Consider the following 6,000-nt stretch of genomic DNA (forward strand, 5'->3'; position numbering starts at 1 on the left):
CCGGCGGCCCCCCATGTGCGCGCGTGTCGTGCGCGCGCGAGGATCCCCCGGTCGGTGACCGTCTGTCAACTCCGAGAGGGAGACGTCATGGCCGACGACGACGGCCCCAACAACTTGATCCACTTCCCCCGCGTGGGCTACACCGAGCCCGCCGCAACCCCTCCGGAGACGCCCGATCCGGGCACCGCCGATGTGCCGTTCGCGGCCCCCGCCGACGTCTCCGAGGACTCCCCCGAACCGTTTGCACTCGCGACCCGGACGTCTCCGCTGGACATGCTGACGGCCCTCGCCGAACCCGGTCTCGGGGCCCCGTTCACCGGTGACTCCGAGGCGGATCCGGCCCCCGCCCCGACCACGCAGACGGTCCCGGCGACGTTCCGGCCCGAGGCCTCACAGTCCGCTGCACCGCGCCTGGGTGCGCTGTCGCTGGCCGCGATCCTCGCGGTGTCGGTGGCCGCGATGCGCGGTATCCACAGCGCCATTGCCGGACGCCGGGCCAACAAGGAGCAGCAGGACGCGGTCGCGAAGACCGCGTCCATGGGCAAGGATCGCTCCGGGAGCGGGTCGAAGAAGCAGGTGCAGCCCAGCCACGAATGGGGCCGCAAGTCCCTCCAGCAGGGCCCTGGAGGTCCGGCAGGCCGCTCCGGCGGCCCTGGTCCCGGCAGGTCCTCGCGGGGCGGCAGCGGGCCGTACAGCGGTTCTGGCGGTGGCAGGCGCAACGCGCCGACGACGAAGTCGCCCGGCAACTCGGGCGGCGGTTCCGGCAGTGGCCGTGGCGGCGGCTCAGGATCGGGTCCCGGCCGTTCCAGCTCCGGCGGAAAGGGCGGCTCGGGCATCACGCCGCTCAAACGCAGTTCGCAGGGCGGCGGCGTGAACCTCAAGAAGAACCGCAGCCCCGGCTCGTCTAGCGGTTCTGGCGGCGGCAGGGGCCCGAGCAACAGCGGCGGCGTGAACCTCAAGAAGAACCGCAGCTCCGGCAGCGGCTCCGGCTCTTCGGGAGGCAGCGCGAGCACGAACCGCAAGCTTGACCCCGGAGGCTCCGGGTCCGGTGGTTCGTCCGGCGGTCGCCGCACGAAGCGCGTACCGGGCTCCGGGACAGGACCCAGCACCAAGAGCCCTGGCAAGAGCCCTGGCTCGGGCGGCAGGACGACGCCTGACCCCACCGGTGCAAAACGCTTGGGAGGGGGCAAGAGCGCGACGTCCGGGCCGAAGAGCAGTACGAAGAAGTCGCCGCGCGGGACGACCGGTCCGTCCGGGATCCTGCGCAAGAAGCCGGGCACCACCACCTCCGGCACCGGTCCGAAGGCGAAACCGAAGAAGAAGGGCGGCAGCGGCGCGGGAACCACAGCGCCCGGCAGTAAGCGGGGCGGGAAGAAGAGGGAGACCCGCTCCCGTAAGGACGGGACCGGCCCGGCCCCGGTGCCCAGGGCTCCGGGCGGAAAGTCCCGCAAGGGCAAGAAGGTCATGCTGACGCCGGGTATCGCACACGGCACGCTGGCGGCATCCTTCGTGGAGATGTGCGGCTGCCGCAAGTGCCGCCGTTTCGACCGGCAGTACCGCAAGAGGGTCGACGCGGCGAGGAAGTCCGTCGAGCGCATCCGTACGACATTGGCCGAGTCGATCCACGAGACGGCCCAGAAGCGTCTCAAGCGCCGCCGCAAGAAGCTGTCTCCGGTGGTGACGAAGGTCAAGGTCAAGAAGCCGAAGAAGAAGGCGGGTTCGAAGACCCCGGCGGCCGCGGGAACCAAGCCCGCCGGTCCGGCGGCGACGGCCCCGGCCAGGGGCGGCCGCTGGGACACCGCCAAGGCCCGGGCCCGCAAGCGCGCCCGGATGAGGACGCGTCCCGTTCCGGTGCCCAGCCCCGCCCTGGCCGGGGCGGCCACGGCGCCGCCCGTGCCGCCGAAGTCGGCCGACCCGCCAGCGGCACCGGTGGCGGTCACCGACGGAGGCGCTACAGCGACAGCCATCGCGCCCGGCACGGTGCCGGGTACCGGCGAGCCGAGGGTGTCGCCGTTCGAGGCGATGGGCATGGCCACGGCGGTCCCCGACCCGGCCGGTCCGATCACCGTCGAGCGGGCCGACTCCCCCGGTGCCGCTCCGGCGACGTCAGCCGCGGGCCTGCCCGCCAGCACGAGCACGAAGGAGAGCAGCGTGAGCACTGTCCCCGACCTGACCCGCGACACCTGGCTGGCCATGTGGGGAGACGGCGGCATCGCGGGTATGGCCGCGGAGCACCAGACCGAGGTCACCCTCGACGACACCCTCGACGTCCTCGAGGAACTGACGCAGCAGTCCTTCAAGGCGCACGAGACGTGCAAGAAGCTGTCTGCCAAGGCGCGGGAGATCCGGCACGAGCTGGACGAACTCGCCGCCGACCTGCACTCCACGCACAACGTCATCGGACGCCTGACCGGCGCCGCGATGGCCAAGCTCGCGGAGTCCATGGAGCTGTTGGCCCGCAAGGCCGACGAGATGTCCACGAAGTCGCTGGTGGCGGCGGAACTGTGCGAGACGGCGGAGAACGCGATGTTCGACGCCTACCGCCCGCTGCAGCAGGCCACCGAGGACTCCGGCCTGGCAGTGCCCGCCGCCCGTATCCACAACGAGAACTGAGGGGAACCCCCGTGAGCGACAACCTCCCCGCCATCCCCGGCGTCGGTGGCGGCTCCGGCAGCGGCAACGGCTTCCTCGCCCTGGCCGGCCGGACCGCCCGCCTCGCAGCGTCGGCGCTCTTCCTCAAGGAGGGCATGCACCTGCTCAGGGCCCACATGAAGGCCAACTCCAACGCGGCCAGCCGCCTGTCGGAGATGTGCGACGCGGCCGAAGTCGAGCCGCAGTTCACCGCCATGATCATGGACGGCTCCACCGCCCTGAACGGGGTCGCGGAGGCATCCGGAGAGATGGTGAACGCCGCCGACGCCGTCGACACCGACGCCCGCGGCTTCAACTCCGCACACGACCGGGAGTACCGCCCCGGCTACGAGGCCTCCAACGGCTCCGGAGTCCGGCAGGCCAAGCCCGGCTTCTACCGGCGCACCGGCCGCCGCCGCTGAACAACCCGTCACCCCGCGGAGGGGCCGCGCCCGCCACCCGGCGGGCGCGGCCCCTCCCCTTTTCGCCCCATGAACGGAGGCAGTGTTGAGCACCATCGACCAGGCGGCGCCGGCCGCCGACACACCCAAGAGCGTCCCGGGCCACGTCATCTACCGGCGCGTCCTGGCCGAACGCACCTCCTACGCCCTCGCGGCCGCCGGAATCGCCATCGGCCCGCAGCTGGACGACTCCGTGCTGTCCTACCTCGGCAGCGGCGGCCTCGCCGCCGGCACGATCGCCTGGCTGTACGCGAAGACCAAGGACCCCGACCAGGGCCTGGACGTCATCACCCGCGCGCAGCGCTCCATCCCGTTCCTGACCGCCGCCGGCACCTACCTGGCGAACCTGATCACCCCCGGCTTCAACTGGTGGGAGGTCCTCGCCCCGGCCGCCTGGGCGGGCCTGATGGGATGGATGGCCCCGCTCACCCGCAGCGCGGGCCTGGTCCTCGAGCTCACCGAGCACCAGGAGCAGCTCGCCGACGGCGGCCCGCGCGAGCCGGTGACGTACGAGGAGTTCCTCGCCGCGAAGTGGGCGCAGGCCACCGGCGGCGACACCCGCCTGGTCAACATTCAGCCCTACCGCACCGACCGGCCCGACTTCGAGGCCGTCATCGTCGCCCAGGCCGGGAAGGCCGTCCCCAACTACACCGAGACGCAGCTCGCCGCCGCGTTCGACTTCCCGCTCGGCACCGTCGCCCTGCGCCCCGTCCAGGGGTCCGGGCCCGGCCGCATGCGGATGGTCGCCCGCCCCACCACCGAGGACACCGAACGGGCAGCGGAGGGACTGCGCGGACTGTGGGAGATGGCCGTCTGCAAGCCCGGCGGAGCCGCCCCCGGCGTGCAGCTGGTCGACTACCGGGCCGAATCCCACCGGATCGTGCTCCTGGTCGCCTCCCCGGCGGGCAAGGAGATCCGCCTGCCCCACACGGCGATCTGCTCCGCCTTCGGCATCGACGACCCCTCCCGGCTGGTCATCGAGACCGACGGCATCCGCATGGGCGTCGTCTCCGTCTACAAGACCAACCCGCTGATGAAGGTCCGCAAGGCCACCGTCGAAGACCTGACAATGGACGACAAGGGACGCATCACCATCGGCATCTGCCACGACGGCAAGGCCGCCCGGATGCGGCTGTGGGACCCCAGCCAGGGCGCCCTGCGCGGCATCACTGCCGGCGTCACCGGCGCGGGCAAGTCCGTGCTGCAGAACCTGATCCTCGCCGCGGAGAAGCGCTCCGGCGTCGTCTCCTGGGTCGGCGACGTCCAGGGCGGCATGTCCCTGCCTGAGGCGGAGGGCCGGGTCGACTGGTTCGCCAAGGGCCCGGTGGAAACGCTGATCATGCTGACCGTGGCGCACGCGGTCATGAAGTACCGCGAGAAGATCTCCAACGAGATGGGCCGCGGCGACTTCGCCCTCAACCGCCCGTGGCCGCTCATCAACATCACGCTCGATGAGATCAACCGCCTGCTCTCGCACCCCGACGAGGACATGCGGAAGCTGGCGGCCTACCTGATCGCCGACATCCAGAAGACCGGCCGCAAGGTCGGCATCGGCATCCGGCTCGCCGTCCAGTCCCTGCACCTCAAGGACCTGGGCGACGACGACGCGATCCGCCAGCAGGGCAAGGTCGGCGCACTGTTCCTCATGCGCACCGCGTCCTCCTCCACCAAGGAGATGGGCCTGGACGGCATCGCCCCGACCGGCTTCCAGATGGAGAACATCCCCGCCCGGATCTACGAGAACGGGCAGATCGAGGCGCTGTTCAGCGGCAAGGACGACGAGGACGGCGAGTCCACCGCCGGCATGGCGTACATGTTCCTCGACGGGCGCGCCAAGTTCATGCGCACCTTCTTCGCCCAGAAGGTCGACGGCGTCTACCCCGACCTGATCGAGCTGTACGGCGAGGACCCGTCCACCGGCCTCACCGACGGCGAGGCCAAGGTCGCCGCCGGCGCTGCCGAGCTCTACACCCTCCGGCACAGCAACCCCTACGCCGACTGCGACACCCTCGCCCAGGCGTTCAGCGGCGCGAAGAAGAGCGCCGACGCCAGCGCCCCGTCCGAGCCGGCCGACACGGAAGGCGACGGTGACGGCGAGGCTCCTGCCCTGTTCGAGGTGCCCTTCGGCACGCCGTTCGGCGAGGCACCGGACCCGGGTGAGGAGCCCGGCCTGCAGGACCAGATCTACGCGCTGCTCGCCGATGGGCCCAAGAGCCTCAAGGAGCTGCGCGAGGCACTGCCCGGCTTCCAGCCCTCCAGCGTCAGCAACGCCTGCACCCAGCTCAAAGCGAAGGGCCTGGCCAAGCCGGTCAAGCGCGGCGTCTGGCAGCGCGACAACTGACCACCCACCACATCCCAGCTCGGAAGGAAACCGATCACCGTGGCCCTGTCGATCTCCCTTGTCCTGCTCACCGGCATCATCGTCGTCATCCTCTGGCGCAGCGGCTACCTGCGGTTCTGGCCCACGGTCGTCACCGCGCTGTTCGGGTTCAGCCTCGCCTCCACCGGCATCGCCCCGACCATCCGCAACGCGATCACCTCCGTCGCCGGTTGGGTCAGCTCCATCTCCTTCTGACCACCCCGACCCGCACCGCACGAAGAGATTGGAGAACGCGCATGGACCGCCCCCTGCTCCCCCTGGTCGTCGTCGACGACNNGGCCCGCGAGCTGATGACCCAGCTGGCGCTCACCGGACGCCGCAACGGCATCCAGGTCCGCTTCGAGGGCCGGCCGCTGCCGTACTGGCAGTACCCGACGCTCGCCGCGCTCGAGGAAGCCGCCCACCCGCAGTAGCCCGCTCTGCTCCCCCGCCCCCTGCGCCCTCCCCGCCGTTGTGGCGGGGAGGGCGCTCCCGTCCTGCCCCCAAACGGAGAACCTCATGGACGTTCGCACCACCTCCGGCCGCCCG

Annotated in this window: 4 protein-coding genes; all 4 read left to right on the plus strand. The window is 71.4% G+C overall.

Features of this window, described 5'->3' with window-relative positions; genetic code table 11:
* The first annotated feature begins 87 nt into the window (after positions 1-87).
* Positions 88-2,613, plus strand: a complete 2,526-nt coding sequence (locus AOK24_RS02540) for a hypothetical protein (protein ID WP_055718397.1) — start codon at positions 88-90, stop codon at positions 2,611-2,613.
* An 11-nt stretch (positions 2,614-2,624) separates the two neighbouring features.
* Entirely contained in the window at positions 2,625-3,053 is a 429-nt protein-coding gene (locus AOK24_RS02545) for a hypothetical protein (RefSeq protein WP_055718398.1), read from the plus strand.
* An 85-nt stretch (positions 3,054-3,138) separates the two neighbouring features.
* Entirely contained in the window at positions 3,139-5,433 is a 2,295-nt protein-coding gene (locus tag AOK24_RS02550) for a winged helix-turn-helix domain-containing protein (protein ID WP_159051774.1), read from the plus strand.
* 39 nt (positions 5,434-5,472) lie between these two features.
* Positions 5,473-5,667 carry a hypothetical protein gene (locus AOK24_RS02555; RefSeq protein ID WP_055718400.1) on the plus strand — a complete coding sequence of 65 codons (195 nt, stop codon included), beginning with the start codon at positions 5,473-5,475 and terminating at the stop codon, positions 5,665-5,667.
* Positions 5,668-6,000: the final 333 nt, after the last annotated feature.

This window comes from Streptomyces niveiscabiei (genome assembly GCF_001419795.1).
In the GTDB taxonomy this organism is placed as follows: domain Bacteria; phylum Actinomycetota; class Actinomycetes; order Streptomycetales; family Streptomycetaceae; genus Streptomyces; species Streptomyces niveiscabiei.

Excerpts from the sequence above, each read along its gene's own strand:
- AOK24_RS02540 (WP_055718397.1), top strand. The coding sequence starts at position 88 with ATGGCCGACGACGACGGCCCCAACAACTTGATCCACTTCCCCCGCGTG.